Source organism: Streptomyces sp. PA03-6a (genome assembly GCF_033792765.1).
Taxonomy (GTDB): domain Bacteria; phylum Actinomycetota; class Actinomycetes; order Streptomycetales; family Streptomycetaceae; genus Actinacidiphila.
The window spans coordinates 1-20,001 of the sequence record NZ_JARAVK010000111.1; the positions used below are offsets into that span (position 1 = coordinate 1).

At 62.8% G+C, this 20,001-nt stretch carries 9 protein-coding genes and 2 pseudogenes; 8 read left to right on the forward strand and 3 right to left on the reverse strand.

Annotated features, from left to right (window positions below):
• Positions 1-18: 18 nt before the first annotated feature.
• The 6 genes and pseudogenes from PV350_RS25040 (at position 19) to PV350_RS25065 (ending at position 4,905) form a co-directional block, all read left to right on the forward strand.
• Positions 19-225, forward strand: coding sequence for a helix-turn-helix domain-containing protein (locus PV350_RS25040; RefSeq protein ID WP_435792394.1), 207 nt, complete (start codon positions 19-21; stop codon positions 223-225).
• Positions 222-563 (forward strand): annotated as a pseudogene (locus PV350_RS25045) (transposase domain-containing protein); the annotation flags it as partial. The gene PV350_RS25040 and the pseudogene PV350_RS25045, both read left to right, overlap by 4 nt.
• Positions 564-876: 313 nt before the next feature.
• A pseudogene (locus PV350_RS25050) lies at positions 877-1,050 on the forward strand (IS110 family transposase); the annotation flags it as partial.
• 968 nt (positions 1,051-2,018) lie between these two features.
• Positions 2,019-3,155: an MFS transporter gene (locus PV350_RS25055; RefSeq protein ID WP_500336218.1), complete on the forward strand. Its 1,137-nt coding sequence runs from the start codon at positions 2,019-2,021 to the stop codon at positions 3,153-3,155.
• A gap of 278 nt (positions 3,156-3,433) precedes the next feature.
• Positions 3,434-4,444: an aldo/keto reductase gene (locus PV350_RS25060; RefSeq protein WP_500336220.1), complete on the forward strand. Its 1,011-nt coding sequence runs from the start codon at positions 3,434-3,436 to the stop codon at positions 4,442-4,444.
• 44 nt (positions 4,445-4,488) lie between these two features.
• A complete protein-coding gene (locus PV350_RS25065) occupies positions 4,489-4,905 on the forward strand; it encodes an SRPBCC family protein (RefSeq protein WP_500336222.1) in 417 nt (138 codons plus the stop codon).
• Positions 4,906-5,151: 246 nt separating this feature from the next.
• On the opposite strand, the gene PV350_RS25070 is transcribed toward PV350_RS25065, so the two are convergent.
• Positions 5,152-16,278 (reverse strand): WXG100-like domain-containing protein, encoded by an 11,127-nt coding sequence (locus tag PV350_RS25070; protein WP_500336224.1) that lies wholly within the window; start codon positions 16,276-16,278, stop codon positions 5,152-5,154.
• Between the two features lie 318 nt (positions 16,279-16,596).
• Between PV350_RS25070 and PV350_RS25075 the strand changes: the two genes are divergently transcribed.
• A complete protein-coding gene (locus tag PV350_RS25075; protein WP_500336226.1) occupies positions 16,597-16,794 on the forward strand; it encodes a hypothetical protein in 198 nt (65 codons plus the stop codon).
• Positions 16,795-17,581: 787 nt separating this feature from the next.
• Here PV350_RS25075 and PV350_RS25080 read toward each other — a convergent pair.
• The gene (locus tag PV350_RS25080; protein WP_500336228.1) at positions 17,582-17,842 is read right to left on the reverse strand and encodes a helix-turn-helix domain-containing protein; all 261 of its coding nucleotides are present in this window, start codon (positions 17,840-17,842) and stop codon (positions 17,582-17,584) included.
• A gap of 951 nt (positions 17,843-18,793) precedes the next feature.
• Positions 18,794-18,997, reverse strand: coding sequence for a hypothetical protein (locus PV350_RS25085; protein WP_500336230.1), 204 nt, complete (start codon positions 18,995-18,997; stop codon positions 18,794-18,796).
• A 394-nt stretch (positions 18,998-19,391) separates the two neighbouring features.
• Between PV350_RS25085 and PV350_RS25090 the strand changes: the two genes are divergently transcribed.
• A complete protein-coding gene (locus tag PV350_RS25090) occupies positions 19,392-19,718 on the forward strand; it encodes a histone-like nucleoid-structuring protein Lsr2 (protein WP_500336232.1) in 327 nt (108 codons plus the stop codon).
• Positions 19,719-20,001 lie beyond the last annotated feature (283 nt).

A 20,001-nucleotide genomic window follows, 5' to 3' on the forward strand; every position in this document is an offset into this window, starting at 1 on the left:
CGAACGCTGATCGGGCGGATGTTCCACAAGAGCTACACCGTGCCCGGGGTGTGCCTGTTGCTGCACCGGCACGGCTGGTCGCCCCAGGTGCCGGCTCGCCGGGCCGTGCAGCGCGACGATGAGGCGGTCGCGACGTGGGTGAAGGAGACCTGGCCGGCCGTGGAACCACCGCGGCGGCGCTCGGGGCCTGGACCGTCTTCGCCGACGAGGCCGGGTTCTCGATGACGCCGCACACCGCCCGCACCTGGTCCCGCACAGGCGTCACCCCGGTGATCCGGGTCAACGGCGGCAGCAGACGTCACCTGTCAGTGACCGCTCTGTGCTGCTACAAGCCCGGCGAGCGGCCGCGATTGGTCTTCCGGCACACCGGTGACCGGCGGGCCGACGGCCGCAAAGGCTTCTCCTGGAAGGACTTACGAGACCTGCTCACCGCCGCCCACACCCAGCTCGGCGGGCCGATCGTGCTGGTCTGGGACAACGTCGGCCTGCACCTCAGCCGTGCAATGCGCGCCTGGACCACGGCCCGGGACTGGCTCACGGTGTTCCAGCTGCCGGCCTATGCACCAGACCTCAACCCCGTGGAAGGGATCTGGTCCAGCCTGCGACGCACCAGCCTGACCAACATCGCCCTCACCGATTACACGCACCTGGTCAGCGCAGTCCGCCGGGGCCTACGCCAGATCCAGTATCGGCCCACCATCATCACCGGCTGCCTCATCGGCACCGGCCTCGCCACAAGCCCTGGCGACATCACGCATGAATCCGTTGGTGGGTTGATTCCGGTCACTCGTAGGATCGGGAGACCCAGGGATGCTGGGTGTGGCTGTCAATCTCATGCCGCACGAGTGGCTTCTGCTGATTGGCCAGTTCGCCGCCCGGTGCTGCCCGACATCGAAGGCGTTCTACGACCGCAACCGAGCCGCAAAGAAGACCCACAAGCAGGCCGTCATCGCTCTCGCACGCCGCCGCCTGAACGTCCTGTGGGCACTTCTGCGCGACGGTCGCCTCTTCGAGAGCAGCCCACCGCTCCCCGTTGCCGCCCTTGGCTGAGGCAACTACAGTCAGTCACGCGTCAAGCGTTGACAACCACATTGACAATCAGTAGAGCCGTGGCGCCGCAGCATCAGGGCGATGCCCGGCAGGCGAAGCTCATGTGCAACCGCCGCCCGATCAGCGTCTTGAACCGGGACAGGGTCCGTCCTGGCCCGGCCAGCCGTGTGCACCAGCCCTTTGGCCAGTTCTTCCCCGAACACGGCGCACAGCCTGTCGCTCAGCTTCGGCAGGACGCCGGACCCGACGACCGCAGTCCTGCGGTCGTCGGCGTCCAGCCGGGCCCGGCCGGGCGCCAGCGCTGCACCGAGCGCACACTCACCCGCAAGTCCTTGGTGACCTCCACATTGAAGGCCCCCACGGCAAACCGCTCGGCGACCTCCATCCGGATCCGCTCGCGAAACGCTGCCGCTCAGGCGTCAACCCACCACCCTGCAGATACCTCAGGCAACCAGCGGCATCCCGCGACGATCAAGCCACATCAGCCCCCAAGGACCCACCACGCGAAAGCCAGTAACGGGCCGGTGTCGGCATGGCCGTCCTCCCGATTCAGACGGTCTGAATATCGATATTTCAGTATGTACCGTCTGCACTGTACCGTGGCTGATGGCGGTCGAGGGACGAAAACCGGCCGGCCTCGTGGATCCCCGCCGCGCTCAAGAAGCCGTGTCGTTCGCCCGAATCGACGGCAGCACATGAATTGCTCTGTGCATCAAGCCGACGATTATCGCCAGGATCTAGGCAACCGCCACAGAAAAACCGTCACGGCCACCCTTGCCAACCACTTCGCCGATGTCGATGTCGATGTCGATCGAACCGGTTCCGCTCGCACATGAGCAGCTAGAGACGAATTGGAGGGTACGCCCTCAATGCAGAAGACAGCGCATGTCACCCAACCACCGGCAGAGGATGTACAGTCCACTCCTCAAGGCGCTCGCCGTGGCGGAGGAGCCCTCACGCTCACAGCCTTGGCCTTGGGTACCTTCGCCATCGGGACCGGCGAGTTCGGAACGAATGGAATTATCCAACTCTACGCGGCGGACTTCAACGCGTCGATCTCACTTTCCACATACGCTGTAACAGCATACGCGCTCGGCGTCGTGGTAGGCTCACCGTTGATTACCGTGCTGGCCGCGCGATTGAATCGAAAAACCCTACTGCTAAGCCTCATTGCGCTATTCACTATAGGCAATGTGCTGTCTGCAACAGCCACAGGCGTCGGCGCCCTGATTGTCGCTCGGTTCATCACAGGAACAGCTCAGGGAGCATACTTTGGCGCAGGAGCCGTCGTGGCGGTCTATGTATACGGACCGGGGAAGGGAGGTAAGGCTTTCGCCACGGTGATGGCCGGCCTCACTATCGCAACAATTTTTGGCTCGCCATTGGGAACGGCAATCGGGCAACTCTTCGGTTGGCAGTGGCTCTATGTCGCTGTCGCAGGTATAGGCTTGCTAGCGGGCGTCGCGCTGTACGCCTGGGTGCCGAAAAGTAATGATCTCTCTGGTGGCACTATATCCAGGGAGCTGGGCGCCCTCACGAGGCCACTGGTTTGGGCGACGCTCGCGGTGGCGTCGCTGGGGATCTCCAGCATTTTCGCCGTCTACACCTTTATCGGACCATACATCACCGATGCTGCTGGCGCGTCGCAGGCGATCATACCCATCGCTCTGGCTGTTTTCGGTATCGGAATGGCCGTGGGAAATCAGATCGGCGGTAGGCTCGCAGATCGTTTCGCCCTCCGCGGACTTGCCTGCGGTTACCTCCTGGCCCTTGGTTTCCTTGTCGTCGTTGCACTCGGCGGCACATGGCTCCCAGTTCTTTTCGTGGGCCTGTTCGGAGTCGGTGCAAGTGCGATGATGGCAATTCCTAGCATTCAAGTGCTTCTCACGCGTTTCGCCCCCAACTCGCCGACTCTGATGGGCGCAATGAATCTCGCCGCACTCAACCTTGCGAATGCTTTGGGCGCGGTGGGGGGCGCTATCGTACTCAGCGCCGGGTTTAGCGTACTTTCTACCGCATGGGCAGGATTCCTGCTGGCTGCCAGTGGGCTGCTTTTCCTGGTTCTCGCCGTCGCACGTCCCCAACGGCAACACAAGTCCACGTAATCCGACATTCTCATATCGTGCCCTCAGCGCTTGGTCTCGGCCATCACTCGATCTCTCGGATCAATACCGTAGCGGTCGCCAGCTAGTGCCGTTGATCGTGATGCCATCCGCGGGCTCGAAGGGAGAGCAGGCAGCTGGCACAGTTGGCCTTTCGCGCCACTCGACAGATCTCGATTCGTTACCTGCTTGGGCGCACCCCCTTTACATAGATTGTCGCTGGCTTCCAAACCAATGGAGTTGCTCGGGGTCGCGGCTCAACACTTCGAAAGGACAAAACTATGACGCTCTACAATGTTCTTCCTGACCGTATCGGCTTCGGTACGGCCCCCATGGGCAACATGTTCCGTGCCGTGCCGGACGACGAAGTGACGGCCACGTTGGATGCCGCCTGGGAGCAGGGCATCCGGTTCTACGACACCGCCCCGCTGTACGGGGCAGGACTCGCGGAGATCCGGCTGGGCCAAATGCTGTCGCACAAGCCCCGGGACGAGTACGTGCTGTCCACGAAGGTGGGCCGCGTCGTCCTGGACGAGGTCGAGTCCGGCAGCCGCGACCTCGGCGAGAAGGGCAGCCTGTTCGAACACGGCCGCCCCAACAAGGTCCTCCACGAGTGGACGGCGGATGCCACCGAACGGTCCATCGAAGGCAGCCTCAAGCGTCTGGGCACAGACCGCCTGGACGTGGTCTGGGTACACGACATCGCCCAGGACTTCCACGGCGACCTGTGGCTCAACAAGTTCGAAGAAGCACGCACCGGCGCCTTCCGCGTCCTGTCCCGCCTGCGGGACGAAGGCGTCATCAAGGCCTGGGGACTGGGCGTCAACCGCACCGAACCCATCGAGCTGGCCCTGGCCCTCGACGAACCCCAGCCCGACGGATTCCTCCTCGCCGGCCGCTACACCCTCCTGGACCACGAACACGCCCTCCAGCGACTGCTGCCCATGGCCGAAGAACAGGGCGTCGACATGGTCGTCGGCGGCCCCTACAGCTCCGGCATCCTCGCTGGCGGCACCCACTTCGAATACCAGGACGCACCCCCGCACATCATCGAACGGGTACGCCGCATCAAGGACATCGCCAACCAGCACGGCGTAAGCATCAAGGCAGCCGCCCTGCACTTCTCACTCGCCCACCCCGCCTCAGCCGCCGTCATCCCCGGCGCCACCAAACCCACCCGCATCACCGAGGACCTCACCGCCCTCCACGAACCCATCCCCGCCGCCTTCTGGCACGAACTCCGAGAGAACAAACTCGTCAGCCCCCTCGCCCCACTCCCCAACAACGCCTAACCCCCGAACCCGCACAAAGAGTCTTTCACCACCAGGAGATAGGTGTGGCTTCAACCTCAGTTAGCCGGATTGTTCCGGCAGCCCCTGACCACGTGTGGCAACTGATCGGCGGCTTTCACTCGCTGCCCGACTGGCTGCCCTACATCCCCAGCAGCGCACTGAACGAAGGCGGCCGCACAAGGCGGCTGAACACTCCAGAGGGCGACATCATCATTGAGCGTCTTGTGGAGTTCAACGACGCTGAGCGCAATTACAGCTACGTCATTCTCCAAGCCCCGTTCCCGATCAGTGACTATCTGTCCACGCTGCGGGTGCATGCGGTAACCGGAAACCCCAACGTTGCCGAGGTGCAGTGGTCCGGCCGGTTCACTCCCCAGGGAGTCACGGAGGGTGAGGCGATCGCCCTCTTCACCGGCATCTACCGCGACGGCCTGGACGCCCTGCACACAGCACTCAGCTAAACCTCGCACCGTCGTTGTTTGTTCGGAACCACATGACAAGTGGTGCAGCTGGCTGTGCCGCACAGGACGTAACTGTGAACTGTGCTCCGTCACATCCCGTGGCCCAGGCTTGAGCCAACTGTGCACTCGTTCGAAGGTGTTGGACCGGCCTTCCTCAAGTCCGGTTGGCCGCCCGCCGCGTAACCCTCTGCGCTGGCGGGCGGCTTGGCATCCGGGGTCGGTCGATGCCAGCGGATCCCTGCAACCTCAGGCATCCAATTCGTAGCCCTTGCCACGTATGGGAGATGGCACCGGCGGATCCGCCGATTCAAGCTGCACCAACAGATCCGTCGCAGCCGGCCCGTCCAGCGACGTGTGCAGAAGCACGGGGGAAGCAGGAGTTGGCTGATCATGCTGTGAGTTCGTTGCCGCTGCCGGTACCGAACTCAGCAATCCCAGCAGAAGCTGGCGGCCCCCGGAGGAGAGAGCATCGAGTGTCCTTCGATACTCCTCGCCGACATGGTGCCGGTCCAGTAGATCGGTGATCTGGCGAGGCAACGTGTCTGCCTGAGGGGGTGACGCGACAGTGCCCCCCATCGGTCTGGCCGAGCCCCTCCAAGTCGCGGGAACTACGCGAGACTCATGCGGAGAAACTCCCGGAAAACCTACGGCCGAATAGTGATTCATGCCGTTATAGTGGATATACAGCCTGCCACCATGCGCGTCCGGATGGATGCCAATCGCGTCGTTTCCATTGTCCCGGAAGTATGCAATGTCAAGGTCGAGGGCTTTTGCCGTGATCTCCAGCGCGCGGTCATAAAAGGGGGTGGTCCAGAGGTCGGTTCTCCTGATTGCGCGTTCAACCATCTGACTCATGGTTGCCGCGAAGGCAGCCTCCGGGGTTGGCAGTTCTCGCAGGATACCCTTGTGGGAAGACACCACTCCTTCCCACAACGCCGCACGCTCCGGCGAGCGGTGCAGTTCATCCTTGATCATTTCGCGCATGATCGCCATTTGGATGCTTACCTTGCTCTGCGCGAGCCGATCGGCAGGAATAGCCTCTGGGATAGGCTTGAAAGTTGGCATGATCTCTTGGATCGCCGCGATCGGGAAGTCCGACATGAGCGCCGCATCGGCGCTTTGCGGCATCATCGAGCGGAGTCGGTCACGGTACTGCGGTCTCATCAGATTGTATTCGATGTCGCTGATCTGCCGGGCGGTCAAGTCCGGGTAGGCGTCCAGTCCCAGCAATCCACGCAACTGCTCGACGTCCAGCTCCCTGAGCAGGGCGTCCACCACATTGTCGCCAAGGTCAAGTTCATCCCTCGTCGCCGCACCAGCCGACCCTGTGAACCATTCCTCCACGCGCTGACGCGCCGAGACCGCATCAAGCGTGCGCAGGTCTAGATCCGGACGCTGCCAAGCGGCGCTAACGATGATCGACGTGAAGAGACAGTTACCGTCGCCCGGGACTTCCAAAGTGAAGGCGGGTTGGCCGTCCACGAGCATTTCACGGGCCACTACACGTTCCTGGTCTCCCAACGCCGACTGCCCCACTGTCCACGTCGGACGAGCGATCTTCACTTGCCGCCCGTCGACCACCATCCACCGAAACAACCCCGGGATCCGCGATCCGTGAACGCGAGACACGGCGTCGGTCGGGGAGTGCGTCGGCATGGCGGCAGAAGGTCCGCTAGACCGAGAGTCGCCTGGCGACGGTTCCCAATCGGCGAACAGCGTCTCGAACGTCGTCCCCTCCGTGGGCAGCGATGCCGAGGTGGAACCCTCAACGGGTGAAGCGGCCATATCTTGCAGCGATACCGGCTCTATCAGATGGCCAGTGCCCGGTTCACCTTTGCTCGGCTCCTGCTCCGGACCGCTCGCCCCCTCGGATACCAAGGGCAGCCTCTCGAGGAGACCAAGATCGGCAGGACCCGGCCGGGCTGGCGCAGCCGGAGCCAGCTCACCTTGACGATGCGTTTGTTCGTCTTCGCCATCCTCTTCAGGTATCGATGGCATCGCGACCCTGCCACCACGATGGGGCCTCGCGGGTTCCTTGGGACCCACGACCACCGCCGCGCTCTCCTGAGGCACGGCCTGTCCGGTCAGACGGGGCCTCTGCGGCGCTCCCTCAGCGGGCGTGTCGTCGAACTTGACATCGACGACAGCGCGGCGCCGCCGTGCTTCGTCGGTGAGATGCTCCGACATCGTCCATTCGGGCAGATCCCGGACTCGATTGACAAGGTCGATTCGTACCTTGTCGGCGTCTGTGCCCAATTCACGGCGAAGGTAATCCCGCACGGCCTCTCCGCGAGCGCGGCCAGTCTCCTCGGCCCGCTGACTCCGGCTGTCGCCGAGCCACCAGGATCCATTGCCACCTGCCGAGATCGTGATGGCGGGCTGAACCAGACCCTGATGATTCCGGTGCCGGATCGCCTCCCTGATCCGGATGGCCAGTTCATGGAGCTGGTTGCGCTGCGCAGTACTGAGCCGGAGGGAACGTTTCCCGAAATCGAAGCTGCGCAGGCCCAGAGGGAGGTATGGCGCCACAGGGTCCCCAGGGAGGGGCAGCAGATTGCCGTAACGGTCGGTGTAGGTGGCTGCGCGGGACGTACCGGCGTCGTTCGCAGGGGAAGGTGACGGACTGTCTCCGGGCAGTGAGACCTGGGAGACGTCGACCGCTACGCCTGCGGTCTCTAGTCTCTCGCGGGATCCCCGTTTGGCCGGCTTGAAAGTCGCCATCAGCTCGCCCGCGTCCTGGGCGCTCGGCTGCAACTCGCCAAGCGCGGCACTCCGCAGGTCTCGCAAGACAATGCCAGCCTGCCGATGCTCAGCCTCGCTGGACGCCAGAAGCTCGTCCTCGCGCAAATCTGGGTGTGTGTAGTAGACATCCTCCAGGTACTGGGAGAGTTCGGGCAGAATTCCGTTGAGTCGTTCGCGGCGCTGGTCGACGGCTTCCTGCACTGCTTGGTTAAGGGTCAGGTCCTGGCTGTATGACGTGCTCTCCAACCTGCCGATCTCCTGGGGCATCAGGCCCCAGATCCGGGCGTCCTCCGCTACTTGTGGCGTAAGAATCCCTGCTTCACTAGCCTGGTCCACTGTAAGCGGGGACTTGTCGGTCCGGCTCTCCGGGTCGAATGCGAAGATTCGGCCTTTAGGGTGGAACCACCATGAGCGCTCGTGCTTACCCTCTCGTGTGATCCGCAGTTCCACAAAGGCGTCGAGTGTCTTCGCCACCCGGCTGGTCAGGTGAATGACGTTTGCGGTGAGCACAGAGTGTTCGGGGGCGAGTACATGCGGGCCGGGCTCCTCGAATACGGTGACCGGAGGCCTCACGTTCGTCGCTTTCGCCTTGCCGGTTACGGCGTCGGCGTCGAAGTCCAGGATCAATCTCCGACTGTCGGTGATCTTGGGGGGTGTCTTACCCGGCTTTTGCAACTTGGCGGGCTTCCCGGAGAGTTGCTCGTTCCCGTGACGCAGGCGGTCGCCGATCTCGCGAGCGACCCGCCCGGGCGCGACGTCGGCGTTGGCCCTACTGTCCTGCGCGACATTGATAAGAATGTCCGAGAGGTCGAAGGATTGGACGGACTTCGGATTGTGGTCCCAACTGCGGACCGTATCCGCATTGTCCTTGCGGCGTGTTCGGAGATTTTCTGCCATGGTGGCGTAGTCGTCCTCGTTCACGAGGATGTGGAAATCTCCGGTGAACGGCTGGCTTTGATAGGTGCCAAGTCGGGTGGGATTGCGACGCCATGTGAGATGGCTTCGTGTCAACTCGGCGCGGAGGATGAACGTACCGGTCACGCAGACGTAGACGACTCGCTTCTGCTCCTTCGCGAAGCCTTCCGTGCGGGGCTGGGCTTGATGCCCAGCATTCGCGTCGCCCGAGGAGGGGTGCGTGAGGGATCCGCCCTCAGCGTAACTGTCGTTTCTCGACGGGAAAGTTTCCGAGTTCGCCAACTCGGCCTTGAACGATGCACCGTGGCTGGTTTGCCGATTCGCCGTGACTGCCGTGATGTGCTTGAAGTAGGTGCCGAAGCCAGCACCGTCGAACACACCCAGCACCCTCAGATCGGTGAATTCACTGTCCATCACAATCTTGGCTCGCTTGAGAGGAGACCCAGGCTCCGCGAGGCCTTCGGAGAGGAGGTAGTCCCTCGCCGCCGAACGCACTGACTGCGCGGTCAGCATCGACTGTGAGGTGATAGCCGACAGAAAGACATCGCGATGTCCCCCCGGCACCATGGAGCGGTACCCGAACATCCTCCTGCGGAAACTTCCTATCTGCCGATCGCGCCCACCGGTCAGCCGGAATCCAAGCGGGTGCTTGGCCACCGGAAGATCGACCGGAATAGAGGACGGCAGAGTGTAGTTGTGCCGGTACGCAAGCTTCGTCATGGAAAGAGGGATGGAGATGTTCAAGCCCCCATCGAGGAAGCGCACAACAGTGGACCGGTCATTCAGCCATCTCTCAGCCCTCATCAGAGAGTTATTCAGATCGCTCTTTGGAATATCCTGAAGCCGGACTTCTACTCGTGTACGCAAACCTGCCCTGACATCCACACGCCGCTCGTAGTCACCGAAGACGCTCTCCCAGTACTGTGTTCTGTTGACGCCTACTTCCGACCGCTGGCTGGCCGAGACACTCTCGGATACAGCCCCGTTCGCATGGGGATCTCCCGGGCTGAACTTGCCAGAACCATTGAGTCCTTGGGAACGGCTCTCTGACGCCGTCCTCGCGTTCTGCCCATGCAGGAAGAACTCGAGGCCAGCATCGTTACGCTCCTGGAAGGCTTCGGGGGTGCCGGTGAGCGTCGCCGACACCCTGATGACGACATCCTCATACAGGACCCCCTTGGGATGGGGCAGATGGATCTCGATACCGCCCTCGTCCAGGAGATCCATGTAGAGGATCGTGGACCGGTTGGAGAAGATCGTCTCCAGGGTCATCAGACCGCCGTGCACCTTCCCCAACCGTCTGCCGTGCACCTCCTTAATCAGAGGTGATGTACTCAGAAGGCCAGGGGCAGCTTCTTCCACCAGTTCACGTACCGTGCCCCACAATGTCCGGCCATCCGCGTAGTGCACGCCCGACACAGCTGCGGGACCTATAAACCGGTGAGGCTCGTAGGGGGCTGCCAGATACGGTGGAAGCTGCAGTTCGACGGGGGTCACGCGCTGCCTGGGGAATGCTGCGTTGAACCACTCCAGCAGCCCGCGGTCCAGCAACCGGTTACGCTCCTCGTCGTGCCGGTTCTTGACGATGGCCGCAAGTGCCTCCAAATCGGTTCCCGCCGGCAGACCGGCGGGATTCTCAGACCAGCGCAGCAGCAGACGCGCCATGAGGGTGCTGCTGAGCGGTGAGGGCTTGAGCGCCGTCTCGTCGAGCCATCGCTTCACTACCACGGCAATGCGGTCGTCGGGGACCGGAAGCATGCTGTCGGCGTAGAAGGAGAGCGCGTCCTGTTCCGGAACGATGAAGATCACTTGCCGGAGCGGCAGGTCGGTCTTGCCGGTGCCCTTGGTGGTGCGGACAAGGGTGCCTTCCTTGAACCAGCCGACACCGAAGGTCATCTGGGTGTTGGCGGCGTAGAGATACGCCTCACCCACAGCTAGAGCGATCTGTTCGAAGCCACCAGCCAGGGTTTGCGACTGCGCCTTGCCACGTGTGTTGGACAGCCCAGCGCCAGCGGATCCGTTGAGCGTCGCGCTGCCGGCGGGGCCGCCAACCGTGGCCCCCATGGGTCCCAGGCCGAACTGCCAGTTTTCCGATTGACCGCTGTAGGCCTGACTCTGCAGCAGGGCAATCTGCGCGAGGACCATCTCGTCTGCAGTGGCACCGAGATAGGTCGCAGCCTTGACCTCGGCTGTTCCCGAGAGCACCGCGTACGCATTTTTCAGTAGTCCGTAAGCGGAACCGTTATCGAGGTCGAAATGGCCCACGCCTTGCAGCATGTGCGGAAACTGCGCGGCGATGGTCTCATGCAGTGTGAGTTGACGGAACGCATCCGCCGTGGTGGACGCGGGTCCTTGAAGGTCAGCAGGCAGCAGGGACTGCACCGCACCGGTGACACCGTTGGTGTTGAGATGCACGAGCACGGAATTCTCAAAAACCTCGGACTGCGTTTTTCCGTTATCACTCAGCTCTGCCGGGTCATGGTGTATGGGTAGGTTGGCGGCAAGCAGGTCGGCGGTCTTCCCGTTCCATTCGTGATTTTCAAGTACCACTTCACCGCCGATCCTGTGTCCGGGGACCCCCGTGATTCCCTCGGTGATCGTCAGCTCGAATGTAATATCGCCGATCTTGTATTTGAGGAGATCTCCCTTGGGTTCGAAGAGTATGGGATGGTTGAATACCTTGACGTCGCCGTAATTTGATCCCGCCGTGTAAGACATTCCGACATCGAGCCCTATGTTGGACAGGTCGTGGTAGCCGAATCCGAGGGAGCCTCCGGCCGACACTCGCTTCGACCCCGATCCTGACTGGCCGGCGATGCGCAAAGCCATGAGGAGAATGGCGATACGTTCCTCAGCGGTGGTGCCCTGATACTTCACGTTTTTGACGTCGAAGCGGGCCTTCAGGGTGACGTTGGCGTATCCTTCCGACCAGCCTACACCTGTACCCTTTACACCCGGCTTCCGTACCAGTCGTAGCGTGTTTCCGTCGTCGGTCATCATGGCGTTCATGTAGTCGCCTATGCCGAGCAGCCAGTTCTTTAGAGCCTTTTCTGCCTCGATTTTCGCATCGGTCTCCGGGGCATAGGAGAAGGGGGTGACGCCTGCGTACTCGTTGTCGGGATCAGGCAGGTAGTTCTTCCCCCGCAGGACGTCTCGGATATGGTCGCCGATCTCTTTGACGGTGTCCTCGGGGATGCGGACGTGACTGAGTCCCACACCTTCACTCAGATAGCTGGGCGCCTTTGGAATAGGTTTCTTATCTGACGGGACAGGCTCCTCTATTACCTTCTTTTCAATCACCGTACGGTCCACGGGGAATCCGTTGTCACGGGCTTCAGCCTGGGGAATCGTCAGCGATGCCTCACCCAGAACAGGACGCTTGGCGGGTTCGCCGCTAACCGGTGTGCCTTCTCCTGGCTCGCGCACCTGCACGTCGATGTTATGTTCGATCGGCACTGCGTAGAACGGCGTTGGCCCGATGTTGCGGTATACGGTGACCTTCAACCCGTCGTAGCTTCCAGAGTTCCCTTGTGAGGAATCCTTGCTAACGCCGGCGGAGATCTTGGCGCCGATGCCGAGCTTATCCCCCTTACCAATGGAAGGCAGCAGGGCCAACTTCGCCCAGGCGTTGAGTGCCTTGGATTGACTCAAATTGTGGGAGGCACTCGTGGCGCCCAGAACAGTATGGACCGTCTCGATGTTGGCGTCTCTCTCAGGAGTGTCGCCGAACATCTCCACCGGCGTGAGGCCTGCGTCTTTCGCTTCATTCGCTTCGTTCACTTCCTCTGATGTGAGGATCCTGCTGTTCAGCTGGACGGACGCGATGTTCCGCTTGCCGTCCGGGGAGTAGAGGTAAATTTTGTAACCATCCGCCGTCCCGAGTTCGAAGTTTGTGTGATAGTTATAGATTCCCTGCCGAAGCTGATCTAGCACGGAGCTACCGATGTTGAGATATTGATCCCCCAGTTCGACCGGCCAAGTCGACCGCAGCGCGCGCAAAGCCTCGTCGTACAGCTCAGGAATGCGTGTCAACGCAAGCGTCATATGAGTCTCGGGAACCCGCATGTCACCGGCAGCAGTGAGGTTCTTCGGCGGCGAGCCGAGGAATCTATCAGGTAGAGACAGCTGTATCTTTTCCTTCGTTACGAGCGGCGTCGGCACAGTCTCCACCCAGGGAGTTTTCGTGTCACGCCGTATGCGGTACGAGAGATTGAGGTCGTACGCCACCCATGAGGTCGGGGTACGGTGATTTGAAACATGACCGCTCTCGACAAAGTGCGCGGTGGCCGTCCCATCGTGTTGCGCGTTCCGCACCACACTCACGGAAGCACCAGCGCTCAGGTTGTCCGCCACTCCCGCCCCGAGGTCAAGTCCGGAAGAGAGGGACACGGCTGCCGAATAGGGAGCCTGGTTCACGCCCGAACTGTGCCCGAACGAACCCGTGTTGAACGAGGAACTCATCACCTCCGTTCCCTTAGGTGCATTCGGATCCTTATCCTCGGCGAGTTCGCTGTGCCCCAGAGTCGGATTCTTCAGATTCGCCGTGAACAAGATCTCGGTATTGGCGATCCCAACGATATAGCCACTGAACTCGCCGTCCCGAGTAGCCAGCATGTAGCGGAAGTTCTGCTCCAGCTCCACGGCAAGCATCGTGAGGCTGCGCTCATCGTCAGCGGAGAGAGCCGAATGCGATTGAACCCCTGAGCCACCAAGCAGATCCCCTCGTAGCTGCTCGACCAGCTTCGCCATCCCGGGCAAGCCCCTTGACGGGACGCCGGAGAATCGTGCCATTCGGTGGAGCTTGTCGAGGTTTTGGCCTCGCCGGAGCGGGGGCTGCGAGTGCGGCGTGTCCAGAGCGGAGTCCGTCAGCCGGTCGCTGTCAGCGGCACCTGCGGAAACGGCAGGCGTGGCGCGGGCCGGGTCCGGCGCCTCGTCACCCGGCACGTGGCCATCACGTCGAGGCTCATACCCGGCCAGGGCGGACTCGGCCCCCTCGAGCTCTGGCTCGGGTGAGTGAGTGGAGTCCGGTGCGAGCACGGCAGTGACGATGGGGCTCTCTGTACGTGTTGGCGAGGGGACGACCAGGTCGGCATCCGTGGTGGGGACGGTCGGCTCCTCGGCCAGTGGCGCAAACGTATGTGCCCGTACGGGGGTGGGCGCAGCGATTGGGTCAATGTGCCGCGTCGCGGCTTCGGACAGGTCGCTCCCTTGGTTGATGGTGCGGTCGCTTGGCCCACCGGTGGGCTCGTCTGCGTCCCGACCGCGCCCCCAGACGGGATGCGGGATGTCTCGGAGGGCAGTTGTGTCGCCTGACGGGTCTGCGGACGTGGTCTGTTGAAGGCGCGGCGTCACATCGGGAGGGTCCGAGGACGTCGGGGTCGAGTGCCCTGCTGGTCGCTCGGGGTCGCCGGCGCCAAGATGCGCCGTGAGGCTGCCGTGCGCGAGGTCGTCGTCAGCCCGGGTGGGATCTGCCGGTGTCGGCTCCGGGAGTAGTTCGGCTCGCGGCTCTCCCCACCGGTCGGATGCCGATTCGGTGATCGACGTGATGCCCGAGGAGTCCGCAACGGGGGCCGCGGGCGTGACCGGGTCGCTGGGCGGGGCGCCGCCGCGCAGCGCCGCCGACTCGCCGCCGGTGATGATTCGAACCGCGATGGCATCGGCTTTCGCCCGCTCATCGCGTCGTTTCATGTAGGGCGGCAGCTTGCTGTACTCCGCAGCCACCTTCTCGTGGTCCACCGTGGCGAACCACTTCATCTTCGGCAGCTGAAGGTTGACCACGTTACGCAGCAAAGCTATGTCAGGGCTGGCTGTGCCCGGAATACGGAACTTCGCTGTGTTCAAGTCCGGGACCCGGTGTGTTCCAGGTATGCCTGCCGGCTCTGCTAGGAGAGGCCGGGACACTTGCCCCCCTGACGGGCGAGGGCCGGTGTCCTGGGCCGCGGGACTCAGGTGGGCGGTGGACGGCATGTGGTTCCCCGGTACGCCCGACATGCTGTCAAAGCTGGCAAGACCGTGGGGCCGCAGGGCGGAACCGTCAGCAAGAGCGACGGCATCGACGTCCAACGTCGCCCCGGGCACCGTCATGGGACGGGCCGACGAACTCGAGGCATCGCCACCATCGACAACTGGGCCTTCGATCCCCATGGCGGTGATGTCCTTACCGCCGAGACCCAGGCCAGGTGGCATCTGGCCGTGCATGCCACCATCAGGCCCCGCAAGGACAGGGCCTCGCCCGCCGTGGTCGTCCGACGCTCTCTCAAACCCGGGAAGGCCATTGGGCGGCGGGGTGGGGGCGTCGGTCGAAGCGACGGCGCTCACGTCCAACGGCGCCTCGGACATCGTCGTAGGACGGGCCGGCGAGTTCGTGTCATCGCCACTACTGGGAACGGGGCGTTCAGATTCAATCGGGGTGCCGTTCCGACCGTCCTGGCTCGAACCACGCTGGCGGGGCGTCGGGCCGGCGGCTTCCGTTGCGTGCCGCAACGTCTCAATTCCAGGCGCCCCACCCCGGCTGTCCCAGCCCCCTCTGGTGTTGCCCTGTACCGGTCGGTGGACCGTGGGGGCACTTCCCGCCAATTCACCTTCAGCGTTCCGACTGGCCCCGGTTATGGCCGAGCCACCCGCACCCGCATCCGCAGTGCTCGTGTCAACCCAGCCCGAACCAAGCCCCTGCGCACCGTCTGAGCCGGTGCCGTAGAAGCCGTTGGGCCCGGTAGGGCCGAGTCCTCCGAGGCCGGGGGCACGGTCGGCTGTGCCGACGCCGCGTCCACCGGGACCGCCGGTGACGGCACCGGAGTCCTCTTTCCCGCGCGTCTCGTTCCCATCCGAGGATGGGATCTCGGGAAGGTGGAAGTCGCCCGCGGACAACACCTCGAAGTGGGGAGTGTCGACCGGGTCGATCGAACCGGGGACTCGGGCTCCGGCACGGCGTCCGCCTCCGCTTTCACCGAGCCCGTCAACGGCTCCAGACGTGACGGCGGAGCCGTACTCCTCGTCTCCACCGTGCATCTTGTTCTCGACTGCGGTGTCCACGACGCTGGCGCCGCCGCCTATGATGCCCCTGCCGATAAAGGAGCCGGTAAATTTTGGCCCCACGGCTTGGCCCATCCCGAAGAATGCGCCGCTGAATGCGCCGCCTAGCGCGCCGCCTCCCGCGCTCTGCCGTGTCAGGGAAGTGTCCCATTCGGTGCGGTCGCCTTTGAGGAACTGTATCGCCTGAACCACCACGTCCATGCCGACCATGTACGCGGCGCCCCCGGCGATCGATGTGACCAGCCGTCTGAGGAGCATCTTGGCGATGGCACGAACACCTGTCACCAGCACCGGGATCACTTCGGGGGCCCAGAATGAGAGTTCAGCGATCTCGGCCGCAAGCCAGATCAGCTGCACGAGGATCATGTACTTGGTGTATTCGACCAGAAGCGCTGTGTTCCTACCGAGGTCTCCCAACTGCTCTGCGGACTCCGCCATCGCAGGCAAATTGGCCCTCAGGCGTCGAGTGAAGCTGAGGAACTCATCCGCCACCAAGCCGCCTACGCTGTTCAGCACACCTCTCGCCGAAGGTGCGATCAAGAGTTCCAGGTTGATCAGCTGCCGGGCGGCGTTGCTCCAGATCTCTCCGAGTTCATACAGCATGTCCTCGTCGCCCTGCGGCCAGTCCTGTCCGATCGTCAGCTCGGCAAGCCAAGCGAGCTCCGGCGCCAGCTCAATACTCACTTCGTCCTCCGCGCCATGCTCTCGAAATTCTCGATCAACGCACCCTGTGCGGAATGGGTACGCGACCTGTCGGCAGGCGAGCGCCAGGAGGCTCTGCGGTAATCGGCCGAATGCCGAACTCTTCGGAACCGCGCATACGAGCAGAAGTGGAAGCGTGGTTATTTAGGCACCATCCCACGGTGCCCGTCCAAGGCAAATCCAGGCTGTTAGAGGATGTCCCGTCCCCTTACACCGGCTACAGCTGCGTCGCCCGCCCCGCGTTGTGAACTGACCCAAGAAGCGCCCGGACATCACAGACGAGGGTGCTAGCAGTACGACGTGACGCTGCTGCTGACTGCTGTGGAAGGCATCCAGAGTCCATGGCCCAAGCTCTCCCTTGGCTTTGCCCGCGACCTCAGCGGCGCGTCAACCGGCTTCACCTCATTGCATGACCGTCCTCACACCCACTCAGAAGACGACAGTGGGTGCAAGTTCCCAAGTTTCTACCACGTTAACCATGCATTGCATACGGGTTGACCCTCAACCGTTGCCCAAAACATTGGCCTGCCACAGCTGCGCCACATGTCGATGGATCACCGGCGGAGCTCTATCGCTCGCGCATGTCGGCAAATGGTAGAGGGGTGCCAAGTTTGCAGTGCGGCCCACGAATTACGGCGCCAAGAAGTTAGGCTGGGGCAGGTGTGTGAGTGGAGAACAGGCACACCGGAGGGCCCTGGCCGGGGAAGCGGGGCCCTCCTATTTTTACCCTGACAGGCCGGAGCCCCGCGCCCATTGGAGCGGCGGCGAAGGGTCCCTGCTGTGCCATGCATGCCCGGCGTCATGCACCTGCTTCCAGCTCAGGGCATTCAAACACCCAGCATGCTGAATCCGGGCTGCTTTAATACAACGCACATTTGGTGCACCCAAGCCTTCGCATGGGAAGCTACGCGGCCGTCCACCCAACACACTGGTCAACTAGACACTGTTGAGCGCTACGATAGGTGCGCCAGCTCCCGCCAGGGCTGCGCAGTCCCGCGACACCCCTTCATATGCGGGCTGCCTTCTGCGTCCAGGCGCAGTGGCGGGCCCCGCTTGCCAGGCGGGGCCCCACCAATCTTTGCTTATTGGTCTCTGCAATCTGAGGCACCCTGCGTAACCTTACAGCTCGGTCGCGAGCAGACCAGCCAGTCATCGGGACTGATCGCGGTTGCGGGGCAGGGTTGGGAAGTGACGGGCGCTGCGTGGCCAGCGTGCTCCCGAAGACCTCGCCTCGAGTTTACGAGCTGCTGAACCAGCGAACCACCTGGGTCACCGCTGCGCCAACCTAATTTCCTTCTATTGAACGCCGCGGACCATAGTTTGAAGTTTCCTCCCAGGGACGTCCCGGGCGCCTGGTTCCGCCGCGCGGGCGGAAAGTGACTCCGGCTCCGGTCAGGAGGTAGTGCACGCTTCCGTAGGAGCGGTTGGTCTGCCTCGCCAGGGACCGGACCGATGCTCCTGCCTCGTACTGAGCCCTGAGTTCGGCGGCGATCGCATCGCGTTCTGATCTTGCTGCGGTCCTGCTGGCCGGAGGCCGGCTATTCATAAGTTGTACCTCTGGTTGATGATCTGTGGGCCGGGCTGTAATCCGGCCATGACGGTGCCCAGACCTCGCTGGTAGTTATCAGATGTCCGGGGAAGGGTGCTTGTCAGGCCAGCTCTCCTACGGAAGGCACGCTTCTTCTGCACCTGATTGCTCGGTGCCTTCCTCTGGGCCAACAGCGCGGTCGCGTCGGCCTTGCACCTGAGAAGACAGGCCTTGGTCGGTGATGTCTCCTTCCCTGCCCACGTAGGGGTCGGGCCTGGAATTGTCTACTGCTGCCGGGCAACCTGCGGAGGCTTCAGGGGCGTTGCCGTAGATTGAGGCCACAAGTGCGACTGCCGCACAGCACACGACCAGCGCAGTCAAGCCAATGAATCGCGGTGTAAGCGTTTGCGGCCTGCGATTCCGCCTACCCCGTGTCACACGCGGGTCGCCGGCCAGCATCACCACGGCCGGGTCAGCCGTTCTTTCCGATTTGCCATACGGTGCCGCAATGTCCTTTAGTGAGCCCGGATCATCCTGATTTCTCGCGCCGTATGCGACACCGCAACCAGGGCAGTTCTGCGCTCCGTTCAGGTGCCGTTGGCAGGCATCACAGTATTCCATGTGGATGATCTTTCTCTCCGTATCCAGCCTCGGCACGCACAGACTGCCGGAAGGCGCCGCAAGTATATGCGCCCCCATGATTCTCCGGCTTCTTCTGGGTGAACCTCAGGAGTTCCAACAGGGGACCGCAAGTATCAAAGTACAGCTGGCCGCAAGCATTGGCACAGATATCCCAAAATTCGACACGAGAATTCAATACTTTGAGGCGCCGGGCTGGATTGCCTGCCGCCAGGCGCGGTAAAGATGTTCAGCTCGAGGCGCGCCGGGCTCCTCGATCCCGCGCCCCGAACCTCACGTCGTGATCGCAGTTTCCGACTGGCCCGACAGGATGCGACCTCCGTCCCAATTTCATCGCTCGACCACGACGATGATCATCTTGTTCTCACAGGTCACAGCGATCTCCTCTCCACACCATGATGCGCTGACCACATTCGCCTGCGCATAAGGACGTTTGGCATCCAGCAGGCAGACCGCGGCACGAGAATTGTTCCAGTATTTTATTCGTTTGAGCGTGCAGGAAAATCCGTCACGCGACACGATGCCGATATTCATCGTATAGAAGTCCGAGTCTCGCCCTCGATTTCACGGATCATCTGCCACGCACAGCGCGGAGGAGCAACGCGAGGTTTCCATCTGGTCCAGCGGCCCAGATGGGAGCAACGGTGGTCCAGCTTGAAGAGACCATCACGCCGGCTGAGATCCGCAAGGTACAGGCGCCGGAATTCACTCCTGGGCAGAGGGGCGTGGATGGACCTCGCCCCGCTGGGGAAGGCTCACGGTGGAGAGTGCTGGCAAGCGTGAGGCGCGGTGCCGCAACCTGCACCATTCCCCCCGAAGCGCCGTGGCAATAGGTGCAGTGAGATTTGTTGCGCGTCGAGGCGTCACACTGCTACACAGGGGGAAGTTAGCCCGGTTCAGCGCGAGAAAGAAAGAGGTAGCTCACGACATGGCTCAGCGCGTACAGGTTCTCGTGACCGATGACATCGACGGAACCGAAGGAGCCGAGACCATCGGGTTCGCACTTGACGGGATTTCGTATGAGATCGACCTCGGAGAAGAGAACGCGACGAAGCTACGTGAGGCTCTCGCCCCGTATCTGGGGGTCGCTCGTCGTCAGCGCGGCGTGAACGGTCGTGCCCGCCGCGTCAGCTCGACCGAGCCCAAGGAAGACACGGCCGCTATCCGGGCGTGGGCAAAGGACAACGGCTACGAGATCAACGACCGGGGCCGCGTGCCGCGTGAGGTTCGCGAGGCGTACATGAAGGCGCACTGATCGCACAAGGTGCACGTCGGCATCCAAAACGCTGCAGTTGTCGCAGCAGTACCTGATCGACGCCATCCGTCCGGGGCGGGCAGGTGGGCGGACACATGTAGCAGGAGCTTTGCCGGCTGGCGGTGGGACGTACCAACTGGTGGTTCAGAAACAACGGCATCACGGGCTCACCCGGGCCCGGTACGTCAGTACTGGCCGACCGGGCACCCTCATGTGCGGGCGTTGCCACGCAGGGCGCCTGCGGCGCGCAGAATGGCGCATTGGTCCGGCCGTGGTTCGATGC